Source organism: Plantactinospora sp. ZYX-F-223, from assembly GCF_039649625.1.
Taxonomy (GTDB): Bacteria; Actinomycetota; Actinomycetes; order Mycobacteriales; family Micromonosporaceae; genus Plantactinospora.
The window spans coordinates 1-24,032 of sequence record NZ_JBDJAV010000080.1 but is presented as its reverse complement, the minus strand read 5'-3'; the positions used below and the strand labels follow the sequence as shown (position 1 = coordinate 24,032).

General features: G+C 68.6%; 23 protein-coding genes and 1 pseudogene. 6 read left to right on the top strand and 18 right to left on the bottom strand.

The window, feature by feature from the left end:
- Positions 1–901: 901 nt before the first annotated feature.
- From AAH979_RS40455 to AAH979_RS40420, 8 genes and pseudogenes are all read right to left on the bottom strand, one after another.
- Positions 902–2,164 (bottom strand): MFS transporter, encoded by a 1,263-nt coding sequence (locus tag AAH979_RS40455; protein ID WP_346263416.1) that lies wholly within the window; start codon positions 2,162–2,164, stop codon positions 902–904.
- Positions 2,161–3,036, bottom strand: a complete 876-nt coding sequence (locus tag AAH979_RS40450) for an isocitrate lyase/phosphoenolpyruvate mutase family protein (RefSeq protein WP_346263415.1) — start codon at positions 3,034–3,036, stop codon at positions 2,161–2,163. Before AAH979_RS40450 ends, AAH979_RS40455 begins: the two co-directional genes overlap by 4 nt.
- Positions 3,037–3,130: 94 nt before the next feature.
- Entirely contained in the window at positions 3,131–4,426 is a 1,296-nt protein-coding gene (locus tag AAH979_RS40445) for an ATP-grasp domain-containing protein (protein WP_346263414.1), read from the bottom strand.
- Positions 4,416–5,798: an aminotransferase class I/II-fold pyridoxal phosphate-dependent enzyme gene (locus tag AAH979_RS40440; RefSeq protein ID WP_346263413.1), complete on the bottom strand. Its 1,383-nt coding sequence runs from the start codon at positions 5,796–5,798 to the stop codon at positions 4,416–4,418. Before AAH979_RS40440 ends, AAH979_RS40445 begins: the two co-directional genes overlap by 11 nt.
- Positions 5,799–5,863: 65 nt before the next feature.
- Positions 5,864–6,001, bottom strand: coding sequence for a group II intron maturase-specific domain-containing protein (locus AAH979_RS40435; protein ID WP_346263412.1), 138 nt, complete (start codon positions 5,999–6,001; stop codon positions 5,864–5,866).
- A gap of 740 nt (positions 6,002–6,741) precedes the next feature.
- Positions 6,742–6,891: pseudogene (locus AAH979_RS40430) on the bottom strand (transposase); the annotation flags it as partial.
- A 173-nt stretch (positions 6,892–7,064) separates the two neighbouring features.
- Positions 7,065–7,727, bottom strand: a complete 663-nt coding sequence (locus tag AAH979_RS40425) for a response regulator transcription factor (protein ID WP_346263411.1) — start codon at positions 7,725–7,727, stop codon at positions 7,065–7,067.
- The gene (locus AAH979_RS40420) at positions 7,724–8,914 is read right to left on the bottom strand and encodes a HAMP domain-containing sensor histidine kinase (protein WP_346263410.1); all 1,191 of its coding nucleotides are present in this window, start codon (positions 8,912–8,914) and stop codon (positions 7,724–7,726) included. The genes AAH979_RS40425 and AAH979_RS40420 overlap by 4 nt, the downstream gene beginning before the upstream one ends.
- Before the next feature lie 87 nt (positions 8,915–9,001).
- Between AAH979_RS40420 and AAH979_RS40415 the strand changes: the two genes are divergently transcribed.
- Complete coding sequence (locus AAH979_RS40415) at positions 9,002–10,045, top strand: hypothetical protein (RefSeq protein WP_346263409.1); 1,044 nt, start codon at positions 9,002–9,004, stop codon at positions 10,043–10,045.
- 339 nt (positions 10,046–10,384) lie between these two features.
- On the top strand, positions 10,385–11,059 hold the full coding sequence (locus tag AAH979_RS40410; protein ID WP_346263408.1) for a transposase: 675 nt from the start codon (positions 10,385–10,387) through the stop codon (positions 11,057–11,059).
- 233 nt (positions 11,060–11,292) lie between these two features.
- Here the strand turns inward: AAH979_RS40410 and AAH979_RS40405 are convergent, their stop codons facing one another.
- From AAH979_RS40405 to AAH979_RS40365, 9 genes are all read right to left on the bottom strand, one after another.
- Positions 11,293–11,535, bottom strand: a complete 243-nt coding sequence (locus AAH979_RS40405) for a hypothetical protein (RefSeq protein WP_346263407.1) — start codon at positions 11,533–11,535, stop codon at positions 11,293–11,295.
- 142 nt (positions 11,536–11,677) lie between these two features.
- On the bottom strand, positions 11,678–12,166 hold the full coding sequence (locus tag AAH979_RS40400; protein ID WP_346263406.1) for a flavin reductase family protein: 489 nt from the start codon (positions 12,164–12,166) through the stop codon (positions 11,678–11,680).
- 111 nt (positions 12,167–12,277) lie between these two features.
- Positions 12,278–13,414 carry an LLM class flavin-dependent oxidoreductase gene (locus tag AAH979_RS40395; protein ID WP_346263405.1) on the bottom strand — a complete coding sequence of 379 codons (1,137 nt, stop codon included), beginning with the start codon at positions 13,412–13,414 and terminating at the stop codon, positions 12,278–12,280.
- Complete coding sequence (locus AAH979_RS40390) at positions 13,411–14,817, bottom strand: NtaA/DmoA family FMN-dependent monooxygenase (protein ID WP_346263404.1); 1,407 nt, start codon at positions 14,815–14,817, stop codon at positions 13,411–13,413. Before AAH979_RS40390 ends, AAH979_RS40395 begins: the two co-directional genes overlap by 4 nt.
- Before the next feature lie 36 nt (positions 14,818–14,853).
- Positions 14,854–16,059 carry an LLM class flavin-dependent oxidoreductase gene (locus AAH979_RS40385; RefSeq protein ID WP_346263403.1) on the bottom strand — a complete coding sequence of 402 codons (1,206 nt, stop codon included), beginning with the start codon at positions 16,057–16,059 and terminating at the stop codon, positions 14,854–14,856.
- Positions 16,060–16,342: 283 nt separating this feature from the next.
- On the bottom strand, positions 16,343–17,089 hold the full coding sequence (locus AAH979_RS40380; RefSeq protein ID WP_346263402.1) for a GNAT family N-acetyltransferase: 747 nt from the start codon (positions 17,087–17,089) through the stop codon (positions 16,343–16,345).
- Positions 17,090–17,173: 84 nt separating this feature from the next.
- Complete coding sequence (locus AAH979_RS40375; protein WP_346263401.1) at positions 17,174–18,142, bottom strand: ABC transporter substrate-binding protein; 969 nt, start codon at positions 18,140–18,142, stop codon at positions 17,174–17,176.
- A 37-nt stretch (positions 18,143–18,179) separates the two neighbouring features.
- Positions 18,180–18,944 (bottom strand): amino acid ABC transporter ATP-binding protein, encoded by a 765-nt coding sequence (locus AAH979_RS40370; RefSeq protein WP_346263400.1) that lies wholly within the window; start codon positions 18,942–18,944, stop codon positions 18,180–18,182.
- Positions 18,941–19,954: an amino acid ABC transporter permease gene (locus AAH979_RS40365; protein ID WP_346263399.1), complete on the bottom strand. Its 1,014-nt coding sequence runs from the start codon at positions 19,952–19,954 to the stop codon at positions 18,941–18,943. Before AAH979_RS40365 ends, AAH979_RS40370 begins: the two co-directional genes overlap by 4 nt.
- A 397-nt stretch (positions 19,955–20,351) precedes the next feature.
- On the opposite strand from AAH979_RS40365, the gene AAH979_RS40360 reads away from it, so the two are divergent.
- From AAH979_RS40360 to AAH979_RS40345, 4 genes are all read left to right on the top strand, one after another.
- Complete coding sequence (locus AAH979_RS40360) at positions 20,352–20,507, top strand: hypothetical protein (protein WP_346263398.1); 156 nt, start codon at positions 20,352–20,354, stop codon at positions 20,505–20,507.
- Between the two features lie 42 nt (positions 20,508–20,549).
- Positions 20,550–20,756, top strand: coding sequence for a hypothetical protein (locus tag AAH979_RS40355; protein WP_346263397.1), 207 nt, complete (start codon positions 20,550–20,552; stop codon positions 20,754–20,756).
- A gap of 933 nt (positions 20,757–21,689) precedes the next feature.
- On the top strand, positions 21,690–22,520 hold the full coding sequence (locus AAH979_RS40350; protein ID WP_346263396.1) for an FAD-dependent oxidoreductase: 831 nt from the start codon (positions 21,690–21,692) through the stop codon (positions 22,518–22,520).
- Positions 22,521–22,614: 94 nt separating this feature from the next.
- Positions 22,615–23,139, top strand: a complete 525-nt coding sequence (locus AAH979_RS40345; protein WP_346263395.1) for a cupin domain-containing protein — start codon at positions 22,615–22,617, stop codon at positions 23,137–23,139.
- 308 nt (positions 23,140–23,447) lie between these two features.
- Here the strand turns inward: AAH979_RS40345 and AAH979_RS40340 are convergent, their stop codons facing one another.
- Positions 23,448–23,687: a chitinase gene (locus AAH979_RS40340; protein WP_346263394.1), complete on the bottom strand. Its 240-nt coding sequence runs from the start codon at positions 23,685–23,687 to the stop codon at positions 23,448–23,450.
- Between the last annotated feature and the right edge of the window lie 345 nt (positions 23,688–24,032).

The window sequence follows — 24,032 nt, the reverse complement described above, 5'->3', positions numbered from 1 at the left end:
ATAGATGCGGGCCATGCCGATGGTGTCTGCATGCAGGAAATCGCAGGACAAGATGCCGTTGGCCTACGCGGTGAGGAACTCGGTCCAGGCCGGTCCCGCCCGTCGGTGCCAGGCCGGCACCGGCCCTGGTCAGGATCGCCCAGACCGTGCTGGCCGCGAATCCGTAGCCCAGCCCGGCCAACTCGCCCTGAATGCGCCGACACCCCCAGATCGGGCTGTCCCGAGCCAGCCGCAGCACCAACTGGCGCACCTCGGCCGTGACCGGTGGGCGGCCCAGCCGCCGCCCTGGGAAGGTCCAACGCCGCACGATCAGGCTTGCGATGCCAAAACAACAAGGTGGCCGGGGTGACGAAGAATGCTGGCCACCGCGTCTGCGGCAGCAGCCTCGACAGCCCGGCCAGCACCGCCCGGTCAGCCGGTTCCAGATCCGGACGGCGCACCCGCCGACGGAGTACCGCGACCTGGTGCCGCAACACGAACACCTCGACCGCGTTGGCGTACCCACCGCGAGCCAACAGGATGACCAACTGCAGTACCTGACGAAGAATCAGGTAACCGAACGGCAAGATCATAACCGGCAGCATGACACCATTCGTCGATCCCACGGCGGACAAAGTCGCACGTCAGCGCCCGTGGCCGAGTTTCCGAACGGTACAGGATAACGAGACGATCAAGAGACGGACGTGATACTCGACGTCGCGGTCGCATCATCCGCCGGGCCCTCGCGAATTTCGGCTGGTACGGACAATCTTGGCGCTCATCCGACTGCGATTGCGGAGCGGCCTGCGCCACGCCAGGACCGCGACGGCGGCAAGGGTGCCCTCCTCGCGGCTGTACACGGCCAGGCCGATGCGGCAAGTATTCGCCGGCCAGGGGTTCGCCGGCCGGCTCATCGACTGGGTCAAGACCCGGTGGAATCAGTGCGTGCGCTGCCGTCGGTGTGCCTGCCGCGATATTTGGTGCGTCGGTGGAGCAGCATCGTCAAGCTTTGGCTTGCCGCGACAACGAGGCCGAGCGTACACGCGGCGGCCCAGGTGGTGGCTGAGCCTGCTGTGTTGAGCAGAGCCATCCCGAGTGGTGCGCCAGCCACGAGACCCAGATTCCATACGAAGTGGTACGCGCCTTGGTAGGAGCCGACGTGCTGGGGTGGGGCATGACGGACCAGGAAGGCCGAGGCTTGCGGCACGAGCAGCAGCTCTCCTGCCGTCCAAATCACCACCGCCAGGGCGTAGGTCGGCCATGCTGTTGCCCACATGTTAGTGCCGAAGCCGATCGCGATCAGGGTGGCCGCGAAGAGGAACTGCACGTCGAGGTCGAGGCGGGTACTGATCCGCGAAATCAGCGGTTGCGCGGCGATGATGAGCGCGGCGTTGATGGCAATGATGAGCCCGAACGTGGTGGGTGGCACCCCATGGGCGCGCATGTCGAGTGGCAACGCCGATTGTTTCTGCAGGTAGATGAGGGCCAGGCAGAAGGACATAGCGAGAAATCGAGCGGTTGGGGGATGCCGGAAGGCAGTGATGAGGTCGCCGAACAGCCCCGTCGGCGTTTCTAGCTGGTGGTGGCTTCGGTGAGGTTGCGACGTGTTTCTGGGAATGCGTGTGGCGATGCAGGCGTAGAGGACGGCGGTGCTCGCGTTAAGGACGAGAAGCCAAAAGCGGGAGTGTTCGAGCAGGACGCCGCAGATGATGGGGGAGATGGCAGCGCCGATGTTGGCGGCCCAATACAACAGCCCGAACGCGTGGATGTGCTGGGTTGCTGGCAGTGTGGTTGCGACAATGACCGCGCTTGCGGGCTTGTGCAGGGTTGACGCAAAGCCGGCGAGGAAGGTGGCGACACCGAGCGCGAGCGGCTGGTCGGCGATGGCCAGAAGGCCGCACGCGGTCAGCGCCGAAGTTTGCGCGGTGAGGATGGCGGCCGCCGGGCTGGCGCGGTCGGCGACAGCTCCGCCGGCCAGTGCGCCCAGCAGCGACCCACCGCCCCACACACCTATCAGGCCGCCTGCCATCGTGGTTGTGGTAGTGGTGTCGGCAACGAGGAACAGCGTCAGAAATGACGGGGCGAGCAGACCGAGTCGGTTGATGAGGACGCCGGCGAACAACAGCCGGAACGTGTCCGGCAGTCCGGGCCGCCGAATGACGTCTTCAGGTTCAGGGTGGGTCACGCCGATTCGAGTTGTTGCCAGGCCAGCAGCCGTTGCAACTCAAAAATCTCCGCGACGGTGGCGACCTTTCCTTCCAGGTCGGCGGCGTGGCCGCTGCGCAGGATCGCCGCGTAGGTGCTTTTGAGTGCGGTGACGGTCGCACGTAGCCCCTGGTTGGCGTAGATCACGGCAGCCACCCCGTGCCGTGTGATGTCGCCGATGTGCCAGTCCGGATAAGTGGTGGGGACGACGACCACCGGTGCACGGCCGCTCCATTTGCCGAGGAAGTCGACGATCTCATTGTTGGTCGACGCCTTTGAGTGGATCAGAACCGCGTCGGCGCCAGCCGCGGTGTATGCCGCGCACCGGTTGAGGGCTTCATCCATGCCGAGGCCGTCGATGAGTGCTTCGGTTCGCGCGATGAAGAACATGTCGTCGTGTTGGGCGTTTTTGGCCACCCGGATCTTGGAGCAGACCGCTTCGACGTCCTGGAGGGTGTGGTCGGCGTCGACAAAGCTGTTCATCTTCGGAAACTGTTTGTCTTCCATGCAGATTGCGGTGATGCCCGCCGCTTCATACTCGTGGACCATGTGTGCGACGTTGAGATTGTTGCCGTAGCCGGTATCGACGTCGGCGAGCACTGGTATGCCGATGGCGCGTTGCGTGCGGGCGGCCGCTTCCAGGTATTCGGTCATGGTGAGGATGCTGGCGTCGGGTAGGCACCGCGCGGCCGAGATTTCTAGGCTGGATGCCCATATCCCGTCGAAGCCAGCCTCCTGCGCGAGGCGTCCACCGATCGCGTCGTGCGCGCCGGCGACCCGGACCACCTCCTGGTTGGCTCGCCGTGCCGAGAGCATTGCCCGAAACGAGGGATACCTGGACGCCTTCAGCATGTGTTCTTCCCAATCGTGTGCGCTTCGCGTGCGGTGCGTCGTCAATCTCCGGTGCCATCGCGTTTCGCGTAGAGAGGGTCGCGGCTGCGATGAGTTAAGTCGCGTCGTTGTCGCCGGGGTCGTCCGTGGTCGCGAGGTGGAAGACCTTCCCACAGATGTCGGTCACCACCCGAAGGTCGTCGGTGAGCTGTTGCGGCGTGTCGGCGTGCATCTCGATGCGAAGTGGCGCCAATGTGGCTTCTTGGCGTGGTCGCACGATGTCGCCAGGTTGCTGGTTGAGGTCGACCCGGCTAGTGCTAGGCAACTCGCGGATCCGGTTGAGGCCGCGATAGCCGCGGAGTGCGCCGGCGCGCTGTGGGAACGGAGTGACGACGGCGGCCGCGCCGTGCCGGGTCGGGTGCAGCGTCGGTGCTACACCGCGTAGAACGTCACGGTAGCCGGCGAAGAGGTTGATGCCGTAGGCGGCGGACAGCAGCATGGCTCGGTTGGCACCGGGGCGGGCACCCACTTCGATCAGACGCGGCCCCTGTGGTCCGTGGACGAACTCTACGTGCGCGACGCCGTAGGTTATGTCCATGGCGCGTACCGCTACGCAGGCGAGGTCGCTCATCTCGCGCTGCTGCTCGGGCGACAGGCGGGTGTCGGTCCGCCGGATGAAGTGGTGGAAGTCGTCGCCGCCGAGGTCGGCGCCGGTGACGACGTCGACGACTGGGGTGGGCCACACCTCGTTGCCGAGTGCGAGGCATTCCACCGAGTGGTTACTGCCGGGCATGAACTGCTCGATCAGCACCTCAACGGGTGCGCCGTCGTTGGCGTGTTCGGCCGAATAGGCCGGGAGACGGGCCAGGAGGTTTTCGACCGCACGAGTGAGCGTGGCGTCGTCGGCGCAGCGGGTAACGAAATAGCTGCCCCACAGGTTGCTCGGTTTCACGACCACCGGGTAGCCCACCACGGCAGCGAAATCGAGGGCCTCGCCCGCGCTGGCCACCGCCCGCGATGGCACCGACACGTGCTCGCCGATCTGCTCGGCGAAGCGGCGGCGCATCGCACTCTTGCTGCGCGCGGCGATGGCGGCGGCGGGGCTGATAGCTGGCAGGCCGAGGCGGGCGCACACCTGCGCCCACTTCACCACCAAGCCTTCATCGACATTGATGATGGATTCGAGGTGATGGCGGCGTCGGAACGCTTCGACCCGTTTGCAGATCGCGTCCAGGCCGGCCGTGAACGGCATGCGTTCGATGTGGTCGAACTCCGACGGGGCCAACGTGTACGCTGACTCCTCATCCTGCAGCAGTCCGAGCCCGACATGGGCGTCGCGTAAGCCCTCGTAGAACTCGACCCGCTGTACGGATCCGAAGTACAACACGAACGCCTTGGTATTATTCGACATCGCACATCACCTCGCGGAGCCTGGCCAACCCGGTGACGAGGCGGTCCTCGGCGATGGCGAAGGACAGCCGCATGTACCGACCCGCACCGAACGCCGTGCCAGGGGTGAGAGCTACCCGTGCGTGATCAAGAAGCAGGTCAGCCAAGTGCTCGCCATCGGTAACCGGTGTACCGCGCAGATGCCGGCCCAACACGTTGCGGCAGTCGAGGAAGAAGTAGAAACCGCCGTGCGGTGTGGCGGCATGCAGGTGCGCGATGTCATCCAGCGCCGCCCGGACGAGGTCACGGCGGTGCAACAGCACCCCCCGAACCGTGGCGACGAAGGCGTCCGCTTCGCCGTTGGCCGCCGGCAGCAACGCGTGTTGGACAATGCTCGACACGTTCGACGTCGTGTGACTCTGCGCATCCCTCATCGCCGAGACCACGCCAAACGGTCCGTACGCGTACCCGGCCCGCCATCCCGTCACCGCGAACGTCTTCGAGAACGAACCGACCGTCACGATGTGCTCTCGGGCGGCCGGCACCAACATCGCCGGATGCGCATGGTGCCCCTCGGGGAAAACCAGTTCGCCGTAGCTTTCATCGAATAACACCCACAGGCCACGCCGTACCGCCCACAAGATCACCGTGGCGAGGTCCTGCGGCGGGTACACCGCACCTGTCGGATTGTTCGGTGAGTTGAGAATAATCATGCGGGTGTGTCGCGTTACCGCCCTGTCCAGCTCGTCCACGGCTGGCACGAAGCCGGTCCGACCAGTCTCCACCGGTACCGGGACGCCGCCGACGAGCCGCACCTGCGCCAGGAAACTGCCCCACGCGGGGCTGGGAACAATCACCTCGTCGCCCGGGTCCAGAAGGGCGAGGCACGCCAGGTAAAGGGCATGCTTCGCCCCTGCGGTGAGAATCACCTGGTCCGGTGCACAGCTCAGGCCAGACATGCGAGTGATCCGGCTGGCGAGCGCCTCCCGGAGCTCGACCAACCCGGCCGTCTCGGTGTAACGGTGAACGCGGAGGCCAGCCGCGTCACGAAGGGCGTCGCGCAACTCTGCAGGCGGATCGAAATCCAATTCCCCGGCAGCGAAGTTCACGATATCGACGCCTTGTCCACGTAACGCCTGGGCTTTGTTACGTCTGGTCGAGGTCACCGACCCGCCGACCAACAGTGTTCGTCGCGCTCGCATCGGCGCGGCGATATCCGGATCGGCCTCCGCTAAATAGCCGGCGACCGTCGGCCGCAACGGATGACCAGAGTCGGGTAGTGCGGCTATCTGCGCGGCACGATCCGCTGGTATTTCACTAGCCATTGAGCCCCCGTGTCGCGCGGTTATAACGCGTTCACCCGAGACCACCGAAGTTTCATCGACGATGATCATTACAATAGTGCAGCATAGTGACGGACGCCGTTCCCTGCAACCGCTGTGCCGGAACCCGGCTGGCTCTACGCGGACCGGTGGTCGCGGCAGTCCGGCGGATTGAAGTACGTGGTCCACCCCCGCAGCATCCGGTTGAGCGGGTGGAGCAGGGCGTCGAGCAGCAGGTTCGTGTTCACCCGGCAGGTCGTCTTCACCTTGGCCATGACCGCCGTAAGCGACTTCTTGGCCGGGTAGACGTAGACGTAGTTCTTGCCGGTGCCTCGTTTGCGGTGGCGCTGGATGCGCCAGCCGAGGAACGTGAGGCCCGCGTCGATGTGGGTGACCAGGGTCTTCTCCGGCTACAGGCGCAGGCCCATCGTGGACAGGACTCCGGCGATCTTTATTCGGGGCGATCGGCGGAGGAGCCGACCATCCACCCCGGGTTCCTGCTGCCTTTCGACACGTCGACGTTGGCTTCTTGGACCGTCCTGTTCCCGCTGAGGATCTGGGCCTGCCTCACGGTCGACCTACCAGGCAAGATGCCCTGGACCTCAACGGGGTTACCGCGTTCCGCACGCGTAAGAAACGACCGGGGTGGATGCCCCCTTAACCCCGAGGCGGTGGTGTCCTCCCGGCCGATTTCGCAGCCTTCGACCGGCACCCGCCGCTTCCCAGCGGCCAGCCCTACACCCGGCACGCACCTTCCATCTCGCCGGGTTTGCCATCACGAGGCGTCATCAGGGGTTCACTCGCGTTCACCCGTCCGGTCTTCCCCAACCTGTAGTCCCCGGATGGAACGGGAACCCTTGGGCCGTCACCCCGAGCTTCGCACCCCGCCGTTACCAGCAACGCACGTCAGAGCGGAGACGGGCCATGGACACTGGCCCGGGATCACCCATCCGGCATCAGCCGAACCTCCCTCTTGGGCATCCACTTACCACGTACGACCTCGCGTCGCACCCGCGAGCTGACAGTTCTCGACCTTCCCGGCCGTGCCCGAGAACTGCCGCTGGACCCCGACGGTGTGCCGGCCCTTCTTCAGGTCACCCGTCTCGTCGATGACCAGGACGGCCTGCGCCTCGCCGAGTTGGTGGCCGAGGAACTCGCGGACATCAGCGCGGACCGCGGCCGGACTGCGGCGACCGGGCTGCCGGTGTAGGCGGCGCCGATAGCTAGCGGTATCGCGCCAGCTGGTGCCTCAACCTGGCCTCGCGTACGGGCGGCGACCGCGTTTGGCGGACTTCGGCTTGTGTGTCCGTCAGGCCTGCGCTGCACGAAGACCAACGATCACGAGTTGATGATTCGGTACCCGATACCGGGGCTGGTGGCGATGATCGGCGGGTCGCCGAGTTTGCGGCGTAGCCGGCTGACGGTGACGGTGACGGTGTTGGTGAACGGGTCGGCGTGTTCGTCCCAGACCTGTTCGAGCAGGTCTTCGGTGCTGAGGAAGGCCGGGTAGGCGCGGAGGAGGGCTTCGAGGACGGCGAATTCCTTTAGAGACAGGTCTAGGTGCCGGCTGTCGCGGGTGGCGGTGCGGCGGATGGGGTCGAGTTCGATGCCTGCGGCGCGAAGGGTCCGGGCCCGGGCAGACGGTCGGCGGCGGGCCAGGGATCGGATCCGCAGGATGAGTTCGGGGAAGTGGAAGGGTTTGGCGAGGTAGTCGTCCGCGCCCAGGGTTAGACCGGTGACCCGGTCTTCGGGTGTGCCGGCTGCGGTTAGCATGAGGACCATGGGCCGCTCGTCGCGTTCGGTGATCATGTGGCACAGGGTGTCGCCGTGGATTCCTGGTAGGTCGCGGTCGAGCATGACCACGTCGTAGGCGTTGAGGTCGAGCCTGGCGGCGGCTTCCAGGCCGTCATGGGCTACATCCACGGCCATGCCTTGGTCCCGCAGGCCCTCGGCCAAGAGGGCGGCGAGCGAGCGGGCGTCCTCCACCACCAGGACCCTCACGCCGGCACTCCGGCTGGGGCCGGTGCCAGCGGCAGCGTGATGGTGACCAGCAGACCGCCGTCGGGGCGGGCACTGAGGTCGAGGCCGCCGCCGTGGGTGGTGGCTATGGCCGAGACGATCGACAGGCCCAGCCCGGATCCGGTGCCGGTGCGTTCGGTGCCGAGCCGTTGGAACGGCTGTGCCAGGCGGGCGACCTGCGGTGGATCGAGTAGCGGCCCGCCTGTTTCCACGACGAGCTGCGCCGCCGGGCCCTCGGCTGTGGCCGTCACCCGGATCCAGCCGCCGTCCTGGTTGTGCGTGACCGCGTTGTCGATCACGTTGTCGATCATCCGGGACAGCAGCGTCCGGCTACCCCGGGTCCACACGGTGTTGGGCAGCCGGTGATCGACGGTCAGCCGCTTGCCAGCGATGTCGGCGGCTCGGGCGTCCAGCGCCTGCAACGCCAGGCGACCGAGTGAGACCGCCTCCGGGTCGGGCAGGTCGGTGTGTTGGGTGCGGGCCAGCAAGAGCAGGCCCTCCAGCAGCCGGTCGATGTGGTCGAGTTCGGTGCGGAGGCGGTCGGCCAGCCTGAGCGTTGGCGCGGGTATCGGTGCCGGTTTCGCCACGGCCACGTCCAGCGCTGCCCGCATGGTGGCCAGCGGGGTCCGCAGTTCGTGGGAGGCGTTGGCAACGAACCGGCGCTGCGCGGCGAACGAACCCTCCAGCCGTCCGAGCAGGCTATCGATGGTGTCGGCGAGGTCTTTGACCTCGTCCGGGGGCGCGTGGATGCTCAGCCGCTCGTGCAGGTTGTCGGCGGAGATCCGCCGCGTGGCGGTGGTGATCGTCCGCAGCGGCCGCAGCACCCGGCCGGCGACGACGCGGCCGAGTCCGACCGAGATCACGGTCATCACGGCGAGCGCGACCGCGGAGCCTCCCAGGAACTGTTGCGTTTGCTGCGTACGCATTTCATCCAGTTGAGCCTCCAACGCGGACACGCGCTGCCGGGCAGCCGCCAACGCGGACGGATGCTTGGGGCCCTGCTGCTGGACGTTCCCCGCCGGGGCGGCGTGCGTGACGTCGCGGAGAACCAGAAGATTGGTGATGGCCAACAGCCCGGCCCCGGACAACACGAACAGGACCACGTACAGGGCGGTGAAGCGCACGCCTGCGCTTCGGCCCCGCAGCCCCAAGTGCCGCAGCTTGCTCATCCGACCAGGATGCCGCGCCGCACCTAACAGCGATGTGACAGCGGTCGTTCGGGTCGTGTTATCGCCCCGTCCGTAGAAACACTCACCATGACAGAACAGAAGCTGACCCGCCGCAGGTTGATGGCCATCACCGGCGCTGGTGCCGCAACCGCCGCCGGCATGACCGCGTTCGGCATCGTACCCACGGCGAACGCCGGCGGCGACGCCACCACCGACAGCAACAGTCGCCCGCTCGCCGACGCCGTCCTCGCGGCGTTCCGCCGGCACCGCATCGTCGCCATCGGCGACATCCACGAGCAGCAGGAGCATCACGACGCGCTGCAGACACTGCTGCTCGACCCCCGGCTACCCGGCGTGGTCAACGACATCGTGGTGGAGTTCGGCAACGCGCTCTACCAGCCGACAATGGACCGGTTCGTGGCAGGACACGCCGTTGAGGATCGCGACCTGCGCCTGGTGTGGCGCAACACCACGCAATCACCGGTGAGCACCTGGGACGCGCCGATGTACGAGCAGTTCTTCCGCACGGTCCGAGCGACCAACCGGCCGCTTCCCGAGCCGAAGAAGATCCGGGTACTGCTCGGTGATCCACCGATCGACTGGACCCGGGTGACCACCCGAGACGACCTCCTGCCCTTCCAAGACCGGGACGGACACCTGGTGTCGGTAGCCAAGCGGCAGGTGGTGGACAAGGGACGCCGGGCCCTGATCTGCTACGGCAGCAGACACGTGATGCACGGCGGCGACCCGGTCGCGCAGATCGAGCAGATGACCGGCCAACGCCTGTACGTGATCCTGGCCGGCAGCCACCCCCGCCTCGCAACTCACCCCCGACGCACGGTCATTCCCGCCAAGGGCACGTGGCTAGCGTCCGCCGACTCCGGCGAGTTCAACTACCTTCCCGGCGAATGCGGTGTCCCGTTCGGCGAGATCGCCGACGCCCTGCTCTACCTGGGCCAGGCAGCAGAACAGACCCGATCGCTCTGGAACCCCGCCATCTACCTCGACCCGCCGTACTGGACCGAACTCCAGCGGCGCAAGGCGATCAACGGCAGCCCCATCGACCTGGAACGGGCGTACCGGCAAGAGCAGTCAGTGGTCTGGCCAACACCGCCGCCCAACGACTGCTGAGGATCTGGCCGCAAGTCGGTCGTTGATCAAGCGCCCCACAACAGCCAATGAGACGCAGCCCGCCGCTGGCCGACACCTCACTCTCGGCGGCCAGCGGCGCAGCCCCAACCGGCAGCGGGGAACCGCCGGACGGCAGACTCCGCCCGACTCGCGACGCCCGGCTTGGCAGCGCCGTGCACGTTCATCGCCGAGTACGGCACCATTCGCTCCAACTGGTTCTTCGTCGTCTCCGCCCGCACCCTCACCACCCGGTGAGCAGGATCGACATCGTCAGTCCGTAGCAAGCACAGCTCCCCGCGCCGCAGCGCAGCGTCATACGCCAGAGCCAGCATCACACGGTTGCGAACCGGCTCGCGCCGGGCCACCTCCAAGATCTGCACCCACTGCTGTTCGCTGGGGATCCATGGCAGCTTGGTCAGCCGCGGCACCAGGCCCGGCTGCTGGCTGCCGACCCGACGGCCGGGGGGTGTAGCCGGCCGGAAACTCCCGCTGATCCGCCGCTGTCACGACGGATCCTGGCTATCGGTCATCGGCGGCCGGCCCGTACAGATCATCGAGGCCCGGATCAGCATCACCACCACCGGCGGCCACCACACCAGCGACTACCGCCTGATCACCACTCTGCTCGACCCGCACCGATACCCGGCCGCCGATCTGGCCGAGCTCTACCACCAGCGGTGGGAGATCGAGACCACATACCTGGAACTCAAGTCCACCATCCTCGGCGGCCGAGTCCTGCGCGCCCGTACTCCCGACGGCATCGACCAGGAGATCCACGCCCTGCTGATCGTCTACCAGGTGTCACGCACCGCCATGGTCGACGCCACCGACAGCCGACCCGGTGTTGATCCGGACCGGGCCAGCTTCACCACCGCCCTCAACGCCGCCCGCGACCAGGTCGTACAAGCCGCCGGTGTCATCGCCGACACCGTCATCGACCTGGTCGGCGTCATCGGCGAACACGTCTTGGCGAACCTGCTACCCGACCGCCGCATCCGGACCAAACCCGCATGATCAAACGCTCGAACTCCAAGTACCAGGCCCGCGGACCCCACATCGACCGCCGCACCTACAAGGCCACAACCAGCATCGACATCCTCGCCGGCGAACCTTGACAAACCAGCTACCGACCTAACTAAACGGCGTCGCGACTAGCGCGGCTCCAACTGGATGATGACGTTGCCATGCAGGGCGACGCCGGCCAACCGGCTACGCCCGACACCGCGCGCTGGCCTGACCGGATCCGGTCAGGCGCACGGCGGATGGGTGATGGTGAAGTGCGACGAGGTGCCGCCCCAGCCACCGTTGGGCTCCGCACAGCCCGACCAGCGCTGCCCGAGGATCTGGGACATGTGCGGCGTGGCGTAGTAGGTCACGAGAAACCGGGTGTCGGCGGCGTCCGCCGCCGCGGCGGCCGGCGGGGACACGACGAGCGGTCCGACCAGGACGGTGACGAACCCGACAACGCTGAGTCTCCACAATGCAGTCATTCCGTCAGGTTAGGCTAACCTAACTCGACACACAACCATCGATCCTCTTCGGAGCCGGGACGTCGCGACGACGCCGCGCGGGACGGCGGCTACCGGACAGCGGGCGTCCCCGCGCGGGACAGTTCCCAACGCAGTTGGACCGTCACCGTTCGAGGCTGCGGTACTGGCTGGCGTGGAAGACCAGCGGCGCGATCTCGACGTCGCCACCGAGGTCGTGCACCCGGAGCAGGACAATGTCGTGGTCGCCGGCGGTGATCTGCTCCAGCAGGGTGCAGTCCAGCCACGCGCTCGCCCCGTCGAGGAAGACCGCACCCCCGTCGGAGACCCGCCAGCCCAGCGCGGCGAACCGGTCGACGCCCCGACTGCTCAGCTGCCGGCACGCCTGTTCCTGGTCGACGCTGAGCACGCTGATGCCGTAGGAGGGTGCCGACCGCAGCACCGGCCAGGTGGTCGAGGTGTGTGCGACACAGAGCGACACGATCGGCGGATCGAGCGACACCGAGGTGAACGAACTCGCCGCCAGGCCCGTCGGCGCACCGTCGACGACGGCGGCGATCGCGACGACGCCGGTGGGAAACGTGGAGAAGACCCGCCGCAGTTCGCGGTGGTCCAACGCCTGCCCCAGACTCATCCGAGGCTCCGGACCGCCGGCACCCGACACCCGTCCGGACGCTGCCACGACGTGTCGACGATGGTGATGAGATCCATGACTCCCCTCTCAACGCGTCGGCGAAGGTACCGGTTAGCCGTGCCGGCGTTGCCACTCCTGGGCGAGCAGCCGGTAGGACCGCACCCGGTCGGCGTGCTCGTGGGTGATGGTGGTGATGATCAGCTCGTCGGCGCCGGTCGCCTCGCGCAACAGGTCGAGCTGGTCGGCGACCTGTGCCGGGGTACCGACGAACTGGGTGTCGACGCGGTCGGCGACCAGCTCGCGGTCGGCGTCGGTCCAGGAGTAGGCCCGGGCCTGCTCCGGGGTCGGGAACGGGATCGCGCCCTCGGCGGTCCGGATGCTGCGTACCCAGAGCCCGTAGCCCGAGGCCAGCTCGCGGGCCTCCGCCGCGTCCTCGGCGACGACCACGTCGGCCGAGACGCTGACGTACGGCCGGTCCAGCTCCTCGGAGGGCCGGAAGGCCGCCCGGTATGCGTCCGCGGCTTCGAGGACGGTACCGGGGCTGACGTGGTAGTTGGTGGCGAACCGCAGCCCGTTCTCCCCGGCGACGCTCGCGCTCTCGCCACCGCTGCTGCCGAGGATCCAGATCTGCACCTGCGCACCCTCCCCCGGCACCACGTGGGCCTCCTCCCCCTCGGCCGACCGGTAGGTGCCGTGCAGCAGGTCGAGGATGTCCCGGATCTGTTCGGTGTAGTTCTGCGACTGGGCACCCGGCAGTTGCAGCAGCGTCTTCTGCAACGCGAAGCGCGGCGACGTGAGCAGGTGCGCGAAGGAGAACTTCGGTGGGATCAGCAACCCGTTCGGGGCCCGACCGTCGACGACCCTGCTGCCGCCGACGAGTGCCGGTTCGGCCTTCGGTTCGGTCGGGCGTCCGCCGGACCGGCCGAGGCCGAGGTCCAGCCGACCCGGGTGCAGGGCGTCGATCAGCCCGAACTCCTCCACTGTCGACAGCGCGGTGCGGTGGCCGAGCTGCACCGCACCGGATCCGATCCGGATCGTCGAGGTCGCCGCCGCGGTGAGCGCCAGCAGCACCGCCGGCGACGTACCGGCGACCCCGGGATTGAGGTGGTGCTCGGCGAACCAGTAGCGGGCGTACCCGAATCGTTCGGTCTGCTGGGCGAGGTCGATGCTGTTGCGCAGCGCCTCGGTGGCGGTCGATCCCGAGGAGATCGGGACCAGGTCGAGTACGGCAAGTGGTGGAACGGTCATGGCAGCACCCTTCTCCGACGGCCGGTACCAGGAACGTTCATCGATCCACCCCCAACGGCCACCGGGGTGCCGAGGCCGAGATGGTCGCGCAGGGTCTCGCCCTGGTAGTCGGTGCGGAACACCCCCCACTCCTGGAGCAGCGGGACGACCCGGTCCGCGAACCCGTCCAGCCCGCCGGGGGTGATGTGCGGGACCAGGATGAACCCGTCGCTGGCATCGGCCTGCACCAGGTCGTTGATGCCGTGCGCCACGGTCTCCGGCGCCCCGACGAACGTCTGCCGGCCGGTCACCTCGATGATCAGTTCCCGGATCGACAGCTTCTTGGCCTCAGCGCGATCACGCCACTCGCGGGCGGTGGCGATCGGGTCGCGGTACATCCGCACGCTGGCCCGGCCCCGGGAGACGGTGTTCTCGCCCGGGTCGGGGTCGATCTCCGGCAGCGGCCCGTCCGGGTCGTAGCCGGAGAGGTCCCGGTTCCAGAGCTGCTCCAGGAACTTGATCGCGGTCTGCCCGCTCACCTGGCGCAACCGCACCTCGTGCGCGAGTTCCTGGGCCTCGGTGTCGGTGTCGGCGAGTACGAAGGTGGAGGCCGGCAGGATCAGCAACTGCTCCGGCGTACGCCCGTATCGGGCGAGCCGGCCCTTGACATCGGAGTAGAACGCCTGACCGGCGGCGAGGGTGTCGTACCGGCTGAAAATCGCGTCCGCCGAGGAGGCCGCGAACTCGCGTCCCTCGTCGGAGTCGCCGGCCTGGAGGATGACCGGCCGCCCCTGGGGGCTGCGGGGCACGTTGAACTGCCCGGTGATGTCGAAGTCCGGGTCGGTGTGGTGGAAGGCTCCCGGCCGCGCGTCGCGGAGGAAGACGCCGCTCTCCTTGTCCGCGACGATCTCGTCGCCGTGCCAGGAGTCGAAGAGTTTCCAGGTGGTCCGCAGGAAGTTGCGGGCCCGCTCGTAGCGCCGTTCCTGGGGCAGGAAGCCGCCGCGCCGGAAGTTCTCGCCGGTGAATGCGTCCCAGGAGGTGACGACGTTCCAGCCGGCCCGGCCGGCGGAGAGATGGTCGAGGCTGGCGAACTGCCGGGCGACCTCGTACGGCTCGTTGAAGGTGGAATTGATCGTCCCGGCCAGCCCGAGCCGCTCCGTCACTGCCGCGAGCGCGGCGAGCACGGTGAAGGTGTCCGGCCGGCCCACCACGTCCAGGTCGTAGATCTGGCCGTTCTGCTCGCGCAGCCGCAGCCCCTCGGCCAGGAAGAGGAAGTCGAACTTCGCCCGCTCGGCGGTACGGGCGAGATGGGCGAACGAACTGAAGTCGATGTGGCTGCCCGCCTCCGGATCACTCCACACCGTGGTGTTGTTGACGCCGGGAAAGTGGGCGGCCAGGTGGATCTGCTTGCGTGGTCTACTCATGGTCGATGACCCCTTCCGCGATGCTCGGCACAGCGGTCACACGGCCGCGTAACGGTTGACGGGTCGGGCGAGGCCGAGCAGCCCGCGCAGGGTCTTCGCCTCGTACCCGCGGCGGAACGCCTGCCGCCGTTGCAGTTCCGGCACGAGTACCCGGGTGATCTGCTCCAGGTCGTGCGGCACGGTGCCCGGCCGCAGCCGGAAGCCGGCGAGCCCGGCCGCCTGCCATTGGCCCAGCAGGTCCGCGAGGTCGCCGGGGGTGCCGACGAACACCTCGGCGTCGCTGGAGAACTCGCCGCCGGAACGCTCGTCGAGACGCGCCCTGCGGGCCCGCGCGCTCGCCGCCGAGTCGTCGAGGAAGACGACCAGATCGGCGAAGACGTGTACGGTCTGTTCGGCCCGGCCGGCGGCGGCCTGCTCGGCGCGGATCTCGGCGACGATCGCCCGGGCCTGCTCCGGATCGTGCGGGGTCACAAAACCGATGTCGGCGCCGCGCCCGACCAGGCGGTACGGCACGCTGTGGTGTGCCAGCGCGCCAACCATCGGCTGCCCCTGCGGCGGGCGCGGCGTGATCGATGGGCCCTTGACGCCGAACCAGCGCCCCTCGAAGTTGATGTAGTGCAGCTTCTCCCGGTCGACGAACCGCCCGGTGGCGACGTCCCGGATCTCGGCGTCGTCCTCCCAGCTGTCCCAGAGCCGCCGGATCACCTCGACGTAGTCGGCCGCCTCCTCGAACAGGTCGGCGATCAGCCCCTGCACCGCCGGGCCGGTGAACCCCTCGGTACCAAGCCGGGGCAGCGTACGGCGACCGAAGTGCGCCGCCTCGTCCGATCGGACCGACACCCGTACCTGCACACCGGCCCGCCCGGTGGAGACGTGGTCCAGGGTGGCGATGGCCTTGGAGAGGTGGAACGGCTCGGTGTGCGTGACCACCGCCGTGGGGATCAGGCCGACGTGCCGGGACAGCGGGGCCACCCGCGCGGCGACCAGTACGGCGTCGAGGCGCCCGCGCACCTGGTCGGTACGCCCGTCCGGCTCGGTGTGGCGCGACGACTGCAACCCGAGCGAGTCGTCGATCGTGACGAAGTCCAGCAGGCCCCGTTCCGCCTCGGCCACCAGGTCGGCCCAGTAGCGGGCGGTGAGCAGCTCCGCCGGGCGGGCCCGTGGTTCCCGCCACGCCGCGGGATGCCAACCCGCACCGTCGAGCGCGACGGCGAGATGCAGTGGGTGCGGTGAATCGGCCATGGTGCTGCTCAACTTCCTGCTCGGAGGGGGCCACCGGACGCGGTGCCGCGACCGGTGGCCGGTCGCGGCACCGACCTGGGACGCCGTCGGGTGGCGGGGGCAGGGGCGGGCGCGGTCGGCTTCGCCTTGGCGGGCACGTCCACGATGGCGGTCACGCGTGCGCACCGGACGTGTCGTAACGGGCGCGCGACACACCGCGGTCGGTTGGCAGGCATCGGAGACTCTCCTCTCGGCCGTCGCACCTGATCCAACTCCGCCGCATTGCCTACTATTCCGATAGGCATTATTCGGGTGTCCGGGCCGCGGTGTCGGCGGGTACGCGCGCCCGGTCGGGCGTACGGACCGCGCTGAACCACGTGTGCCGGCGCAGCGTGAACCCGAGCGAGCGGTAGAGGCGGATCGCCCCGCTGTTGGCGGCCGACGCGTGCAGGAAGGGGATCTCGCCGCGCTCGCGGATGCCGGCAGCGACCGAACGGACCAGCCGGGACCCGAGACCGAGCCGACGGTACGCCGGATCGGTGCAGACCGCGCTGATCTCGGTCCAACCGGGGGGATGGAGGCGCTCGCCTGCCATCGCCACGAGCCGGCCGTTGATCCGGACGCCGAGGTACCTGCCCAACTCGATGGTGCGCGGCCGGAACGGCCCCGGCTCGGTACGCGCCACCAGGTCGAGCATCTCCGGCACGTCGGCCGAGTCGAGACGTACCGAGTCCGGGTCGGGAGCCGCCGCCAGGGTGGTGGCGACCATCTGGACGCCGGGGATCCGCTCCACGACCTCCCAGTCGGCCGGCGGGGTCGCGTCCACCCCGGCCAGTGGCACCACCGTGGCCGGGCCGGCCAGCGCGGCCAGGTCGGCCCAGGCCCGCTCGTCGTGGCCGGCGGCCAGGGTGGCGAACGGCGCGACGTCCAGGTGGTAGCGGGCGGCCTGACCGCGTATCTCGGCCAGGTGGGCGTGCTGGCCGGTCAGGGCCGCCCAGACCGGGTTGTCCAGGATGTGCGTCGCGGTGTCATCGTGCAGGCTGCGGGTCACGGCGCCTCCCAAGGTGGTGTGCCGCCGGACGACGGCACCGGATGCCGGAATCGGAACGCGCGGCGGTGCCGGCGAGTGTCGACGTCACGAGCGGGGCAGCCCGGGCGGGTTGACCTGCGAGGTAGGAATGGCCTCGCTCTCCAGCCCCCACCGGGCCAGCACCTCGCGGTACTTTCCGTTCGTGATGACGGTGTTGAGCGCCTCGCCCAGCGCCTGGACCAGCTTGTTGTCCTTCTTGGTCATCGCGGCGATCTGGGCCGGCACCTCACCGCCACCCGGCACCAGGCCGACGATCTTGGTCTCCCCGCTGACCGCCGCGTGGTAGACCACCGCCGGGTTCGGCCCGAAGTAGGCGTCGATCCGCCCGGAGCGCAGGGCGAGTTGGTACTCCGTCGGACGCTGGTAGTAGACGATCTTCGCCGCCGCCAGTCCGGCGGCCTTGTTCTGGGCGTCCCAGCGCAGCAGGACCTGCTCCTGATTGGTACCGGAACTGACCGAGACGGTGAGCCCGGCGATGTCGGCCGGCTTCTCGATCTTGTCGATCTTGCCGTCCTTCTTCACCTCCCAGCCGAGCGAGTCGACCCGGTACGACGCGAAGTCGTAGATGTCCTTCCGCTCCTCGGTCACGGTGATGTTGGAGAACCCCACCTCGTTCTGGCCTGAGCGGACCACCAGGAAGAGGTTCTCCCACGAGGTGGGTCGCAGGTCCAACTCCAGGCCGAGAACATCGGCGACCAACTGCGCGATGTCCGGCTCCACACCGATCAGCGTGCGGTCGTCGTCGGCCCGGAACGCCAGCGGTGGCGATCCTTCGCCGCTCACCCCGACGGCGAGCTTGCCGTCGGCGCGGATCGCCTCCGGCACCGTGGCCGCGATCGCCTCTACCTTCTCCGCCCGGACCCGCTTCTGGTCAGGGCTGGTGTTGATCACCTGTCCGCCGGCGCTCGCGGACGGGTCGACCGGCACGGCCCGCTCGTCGTCCGGGGTGCCACAGCCGGTCACCGCCAGTACGCCGGCCAGGGACACCAGGGCGGCGTGCCGCCATCTCGGCATGGAGGACCTCCTTGGCTCGAAGGGCTTTCGGGGTTGCTCAGAGGACCTTCGCGAGGAAGGCGCGGGTGCGTTCATGCCTCGGGTCGTCGAGGACCTGAGGGGGTGAGCCCTGCTCGACGATGCGACCGTCGTCCATGAAGACCACCGTGTCGGCGACCTCGCGGGCGAAGCCGATCTCGTGCGTGACGACGATCATGGTGGTGCCGACCCGGGCCAGGTTCCGCATCACGTCCAGGACCTCGCCGACCAGTTCGGGGTCCAGCGCGGAGGTGGGCTCGTCGAAGAGCACCACCTTCGGCTCCAGCGCGAGTGCCCGGGCGATGGCGACCCGCTGCTGCTGACCACCCGAGAGCTGGCGCGGATAGCTCCGCGCCTTGTCGGACAGACCGACCCGGTCCAGCAGCCGGGTGGCCAGCTCGACCACCTCGCGCCGACCCCGACCCTGCGCGGAGACCGGCGCCTCCACGACGTTCTCCAGCACGGTCAGGTGCGGGAAGAGGTTGAAGTTCTGGAACACGAAGCCGATGTCGGTACGCTGCCGCAGCACCTCCCGCTCCTTCAGTTCGCGCAGCCGCCCGCCGACCTGGCGGTATCCCACCAGTTCGCCGTCGATGCGCACGTACCCCCGGTTCACCTTCTCCAGGTGGTTGATGCTGCGCAGCAGCGTCGACTTGCCGGAGCCGGACGGGCCGAGGATCACGACCACCTCACCGGCCCGGACCAGCAGGTCGACGCCGCGCAGCACCTCCAGCGGGCCGAAGCTCTTGTGGATGCCGCGCAGCTCCACCATGGGCCGGCTCATCGATCTGCTCCCCCGTCGAGTTCGGCCGCGAGCCGGTCCCGGTCGGCCCGACGCTGGCGGCGGGCCGCCGCGAGGTCGTCGGCGAACCTACGGACCCGCTGCCACGGCGTCGGCGCCAGCGTGCGTACTGCGCCGCGCGCGTAGTGCCGCTCGACGTAGTACTGGACGATCGACAGCACGGTGGTCAGAGCCAGATACCAGATCGCCGCCACCAGCAGCAGGGCGATCACCCGGCCGTTGCGCGAATAGATCACCTGGACCTGGTAGAACAGCTCCGGAATGGCCATGATGTAGACCACGGACGTGCCCTTGACCAGGCCGATGATCTCGTTGCCGGCGGTCGGGACGATGGTCCGCATCGCCTGCGGCAGCAAGATCCGCCGGATCTGGCGCCGCCTCGGGATGCCGAGCGCCGTCGCCGCCTCCAGCTGCCCCTGGTCCACCGAGAGGAACCCGGACCGGACGATCTCCGCGCAGTACGCCGCCTGGTGCAGCGCCAGGCCAAGGGTCGCCGCGGTCAGCGGCCCGACCAGATCCTGGGTGCCGATGTCGAAGAAGGACGGTCCGAACGGGACACCGAAGGAGATCCGGTCGTAGAGCAGGGCCAGGTTGAACCAGAACAGCAGTTGCAGGATCAACGGCACCGAGCGGAACAGCCACACGTAGCCCCAGGAGATGGCCTGTAGCAGCGGGCTGCGGGACAGCCGCATGAGCGCGAGCACCGTGCCCAGGGCAAATCCGAGCAGGATGCCGAGGGCGGTCAGTTGCAGGGTGACGCCGACCGCCCGGAGCACCGTCTCGTAGAACAGGTACTGGCTGACGACGTGCCACTCCCAGGCCGGGTTGGTGACCAGTGCGTGCAGTGCCATCGCCAGCAGCACCGCCGCCACCGCGCTCGCCACCCACCGCCACGGATGGCGGGCCGGCACCACCTTCAGCGACCGCAGGTCGTCCGGGTCGTGCGGCGGGGTCCGCGCGCCACTGACCGATGCCTCAGAGATCGCTGTCATCCCGGCTCCTCATATAGCCTAGTATCCCTATAGGAATAGGAGGAGACAAGATCTCTCGACGCTCTTGCCGTCAGGCGGTTGTCGTCGCGGTGGCCCCGGAGACCCGGCCCGGCGGCCCGGGACGACGACCGAACAGCGGCGCGGGTGGCCCCGGGAACGATCAGCTCGGACCCAACCGAGACCCGGCGACTCGGCGTGGAACGGGCGCCTCTACCGGGACGGACAGGTTTCCGACATCGGTCGACCGTCGCCGACCGGCGGCACCACGACCGGTCATCCGTCGCTCATCATGGATGTCCGGGTGTCGGGGGCACCCCGTCGCCGGCAGTAGCCGAGAGCGAGGACCGTCATGCGCAATCGTCCGTCCCGAGTGGCCCGTTGGCTCCGTATCCTGCTCGTGCCCGCCCTCGCCGCCGTCCTGACCGCCGCCCCCGGCACGGTCGGGTACGCGGCGGCGGAGCCGGCACCCGCCTGCGGCGTGCGGTACCAGGTCACCGGAGCGTTCCCAATCCTGCCCGACCATCGCCTCGTCGGCGCGGCGGAACCGCACTGACGAGGCAGATGACCACAGGGGGCGCTACCTCTGCTCGGGTTCATGCGAACCTGCCCGCCGATGCCGATGGCCGGGCCGGGGTCGTTCGGCCACCCAGGCTCCGGCGGATCGATCGGCTTCGCCGACCCCGACGCTGGTGTCGGCTTCGGCTACGTCACGAACCTCTGGAACTTCCGGCCCGACGACCCACGGGCGTCGAACCTGGCCAAGGCCGTCCGGACCTGCCTCGATGACGGGAAACTCGCGTGACGGAACCCGAGGAGGCGGTGCAGGAATGGTAGGCCGCAGCGGCATCCCGGCCCCGGGGTGGGCGCCGTCGAGGACGGACCGATCGAGGCCGAGACCGCCGGCACCGCAAACCTGAACAGCGTGTCGCTCCGGCAGTGAGATGTGTGCCGCGGTCTTCCGCTGGTGGCCGGCATGGTGCGTCAGCGGGCTCAGCCAGGTCGATCTCGCCGATCACGAGGTGGGTGATCGAGCTGATCGCTCCCTCGGTTCGCATGGCTGTCACCAGCCGATCCAGGTCGATCAGAGCCGGGCAGCAGACGTGTACCACGAGATCGATGTCGCCGACGACGGAGCCGGCCGGCGGTGACCCCGCTTTGGGTGCGAAGAAACCGCTCGAACCGATCGAGTGCGCATCCAGGCAGACGAACGAGTACCAGTGCCTGCAGGGGTGGACCCTCCGAGTACGTAGTCATGTCGACCATCGTCACGCCGGATGCCGTGCCGGCCGACCACGCCATACGGACCCACTACACCGCTGGTGGCTTCCTTGACGACTCCGCTACGGCGACCACCGCTGGAGTGACCGGCAAGCCTCAACCAGCGGCGCGTGCGGCGGTCTGACCGCCGCGATGACGTCGGCGGCCCGCCAGTACCAGGCGTACCTCCTGTTCCTGGCGGGAGCGGCCGGGAAGGAGGTGTGGGTGAAGTCCTCGGAAATCTGCCAGATCCGCTCGGCCTCGTGCTCACTTCGCAGCCGGGAGTAGACGGGCTGTTCTGCGGGCGCGCCGGACAGGTGCCCGAGACCGCTGGGACCGTAGAACCGGCCGCCGCGTGCGTCTGGGAGGTGGCGGTGTACAGGGCCGGCAGTGCCGCGCTCTCGACTGTGCCGAGCAGGATGCCGCGACGTGACAGCGGGCGGATCAAGCGCACGCCGCCGGTGTCCTTTGCCCCGCGATGCACCGGGTCGAGCTGCTCGACCAGCGGACTCGCCGGGTCCGGGTCGAGGCGGGAGCCCGCTGGGCCCAGGTGGCCGAGACGCTCAGCCGGTACGGGCTGGCGATCAGCTCCGGCGGCCACGGCAACGTCGGCGTCGGCTGGCTGGTCACGGCCGGCGGCGTCGGCTGGCTGGTCCGCCGGTACGGCCTCACCATCGACCACGTCCAGGCGGTCGACGTGGTGCTCGCCGACGGCACACTCGTGCACGCCGACGCCGCACACGAGCCCGACCTGTTCTGGGCGGTCCGCGGCGCCGGCGCCGGAGTCGGCATCGTGGTGGCGTTCGAGATCGAGGCGCTGGAGCTGAGCAGCGTCGGGTACGCCCAGATCGTGGTGGAAACCGACCGGCAGGGCCGCACCCTGACCCGGTGGGCCGAGCTGATGGCCGAGGCGCCCCGAGACCTGTCCAGCGCGGTGATGCTGGTGCCGTACGGGAACGGTCTGGCCATGTCCATCACCGCCGTCGTGGCGGCGGAGAGCGCGCGCCGGGTCCGGCCCGCCGTCGCACCGCTGCCGACGATCGGGGTGAAGCTGCTGGACCAGCGGGCCCAGCTGGTGCCTTACCCGGCCCTGGTGTCCACCGCCCACCTGCATCCCAACATCGGGCAGCAGCCCAGCATCACCACCAACGGTCTGCTGACCATGACCGACGACAACGCGCGGGCGATCATGGGGGTGGCCACCGACCGGCGGCAGCCCCTGAACCAGATGCGGTCGATGGGCGGAGCGGTCAACGACCGGGATGGGGCAGCAGACCTGATCGTCGACCGGCGGGGCCGATCGGGGTAACCGAGACAGCCCCGCCGCGGCGAGTGACGAGGCGCCGGTGCCCGAGGCCCGGCCGGGAGCCGGCCAAACCCTCCTGTGCCAGAAAGGACCGACAGTGAGTCTTCCGGTACCGATCCCCGACAGCAGCGACCCGCGGTGGACCAATCGGGGCGGCATCCTCGTACGTAACGGCGAGGGAATCGTCAAGTGGGTCGCTGGCGACACCTACACCATCAAAGTAACCGCGGCCGACACCAACGGCTCGCTCGGCTTTGTCGAGACGACGGTGCCGCCAGGCGCCGGACCGGTGGCCCACGCACACGGCGACGAGGACGAGGCCTTCTACCTTCTCATCGGAGAACTCGAATTCCTCAACGGTGACGAGACATTCGTCGCCGGACCGGGCGACTTTGTCTTCATCCCCCGCGGCAACCGCCACCGCTTCAAGAACATCAGCACGCAGCCTGCCAAGATGCTCTTCCTCTTCACTCCGGGCGGCCACGAAGGAACCTTCATCGACATCGGGGACGACCCGCAGCCCGGCAAGGAATCGACACCGTGGGGACCGGAGAACTACGCGAAGGCGTGGGACAGCCTCGTCCGCTACAACGTGACCCTGCTGCCGGAGGCTCAGCAGTAGGGCGAACGGCGGCCGGGTGGGCAGTGACACGGACAGCGGTATGGGCCATCGGTAGTCCCGGCGAGCATCCCGGTGCCGGTCAGGTCCCGGCACACCCTGGACATCGACGCCCGCATGCACGAGTTGGGTGTTCTCGACACCGAGGCGGCCATCGACTTGGTCATGGAGGTGGTCCCGCTCCACCCGCGGCAACGCCTGCCGGCTGGGCGAGCCTGGCCAGCGGCAGGCGCCCGGTTCGAGGCGGGTACGCCGGCGACCTGGCGGACCCCGTCGCCGTCGGAGCGACGGTGACGAGGCCCGGCCGCGGATCAGCCGTACAGGCTGGCGCCGGTCGGCACGCCGAGAATGCCGACGAACTGCTGGTACCTGGTGACCCGGCTCTGCACCTGGACAGGGTTCCCGCTGTTGCATTCGATCGAGCCGTTGATGCTGCGGATCGTCTCGCCGAACCCGGCGCCGGTGACCATCGCGTTGCGGACGGTCATGGCGCCCGGCCCGTTCTGGGTCATCCAGTACCAGATGACGCGCGGATCGCCGCACCGTGGCATCGCGCCAGCCTCGTTACCGTGAGCGAGCGGTACCCGGCGAATCGTGGCGGGGGTCGCGGTCGTCGCGCTCGCCATCAATCCGTTCCATCGCGAATTCGAGACCGTCTTCTCGGCTGAGCCGGGTCGTCGTGTCGGTGAGCTGGATCATGGCGGCTAGCCAGGAGACGCGGCCATGGTTAGCCCTAACCTAACTCTTCGAGCCGGCAGCGGCTCAGCGCTCGGTCATTCCCGAGAGAAACGGAACTCACCATGCGTGCATGGCGTCCGGTGCTGGCCGTGACGGCGTTGAGCGTCGACTTCGCCGAGGCCTGCCAACGGCACGGCATCCGCCGCGCGATGGGACGG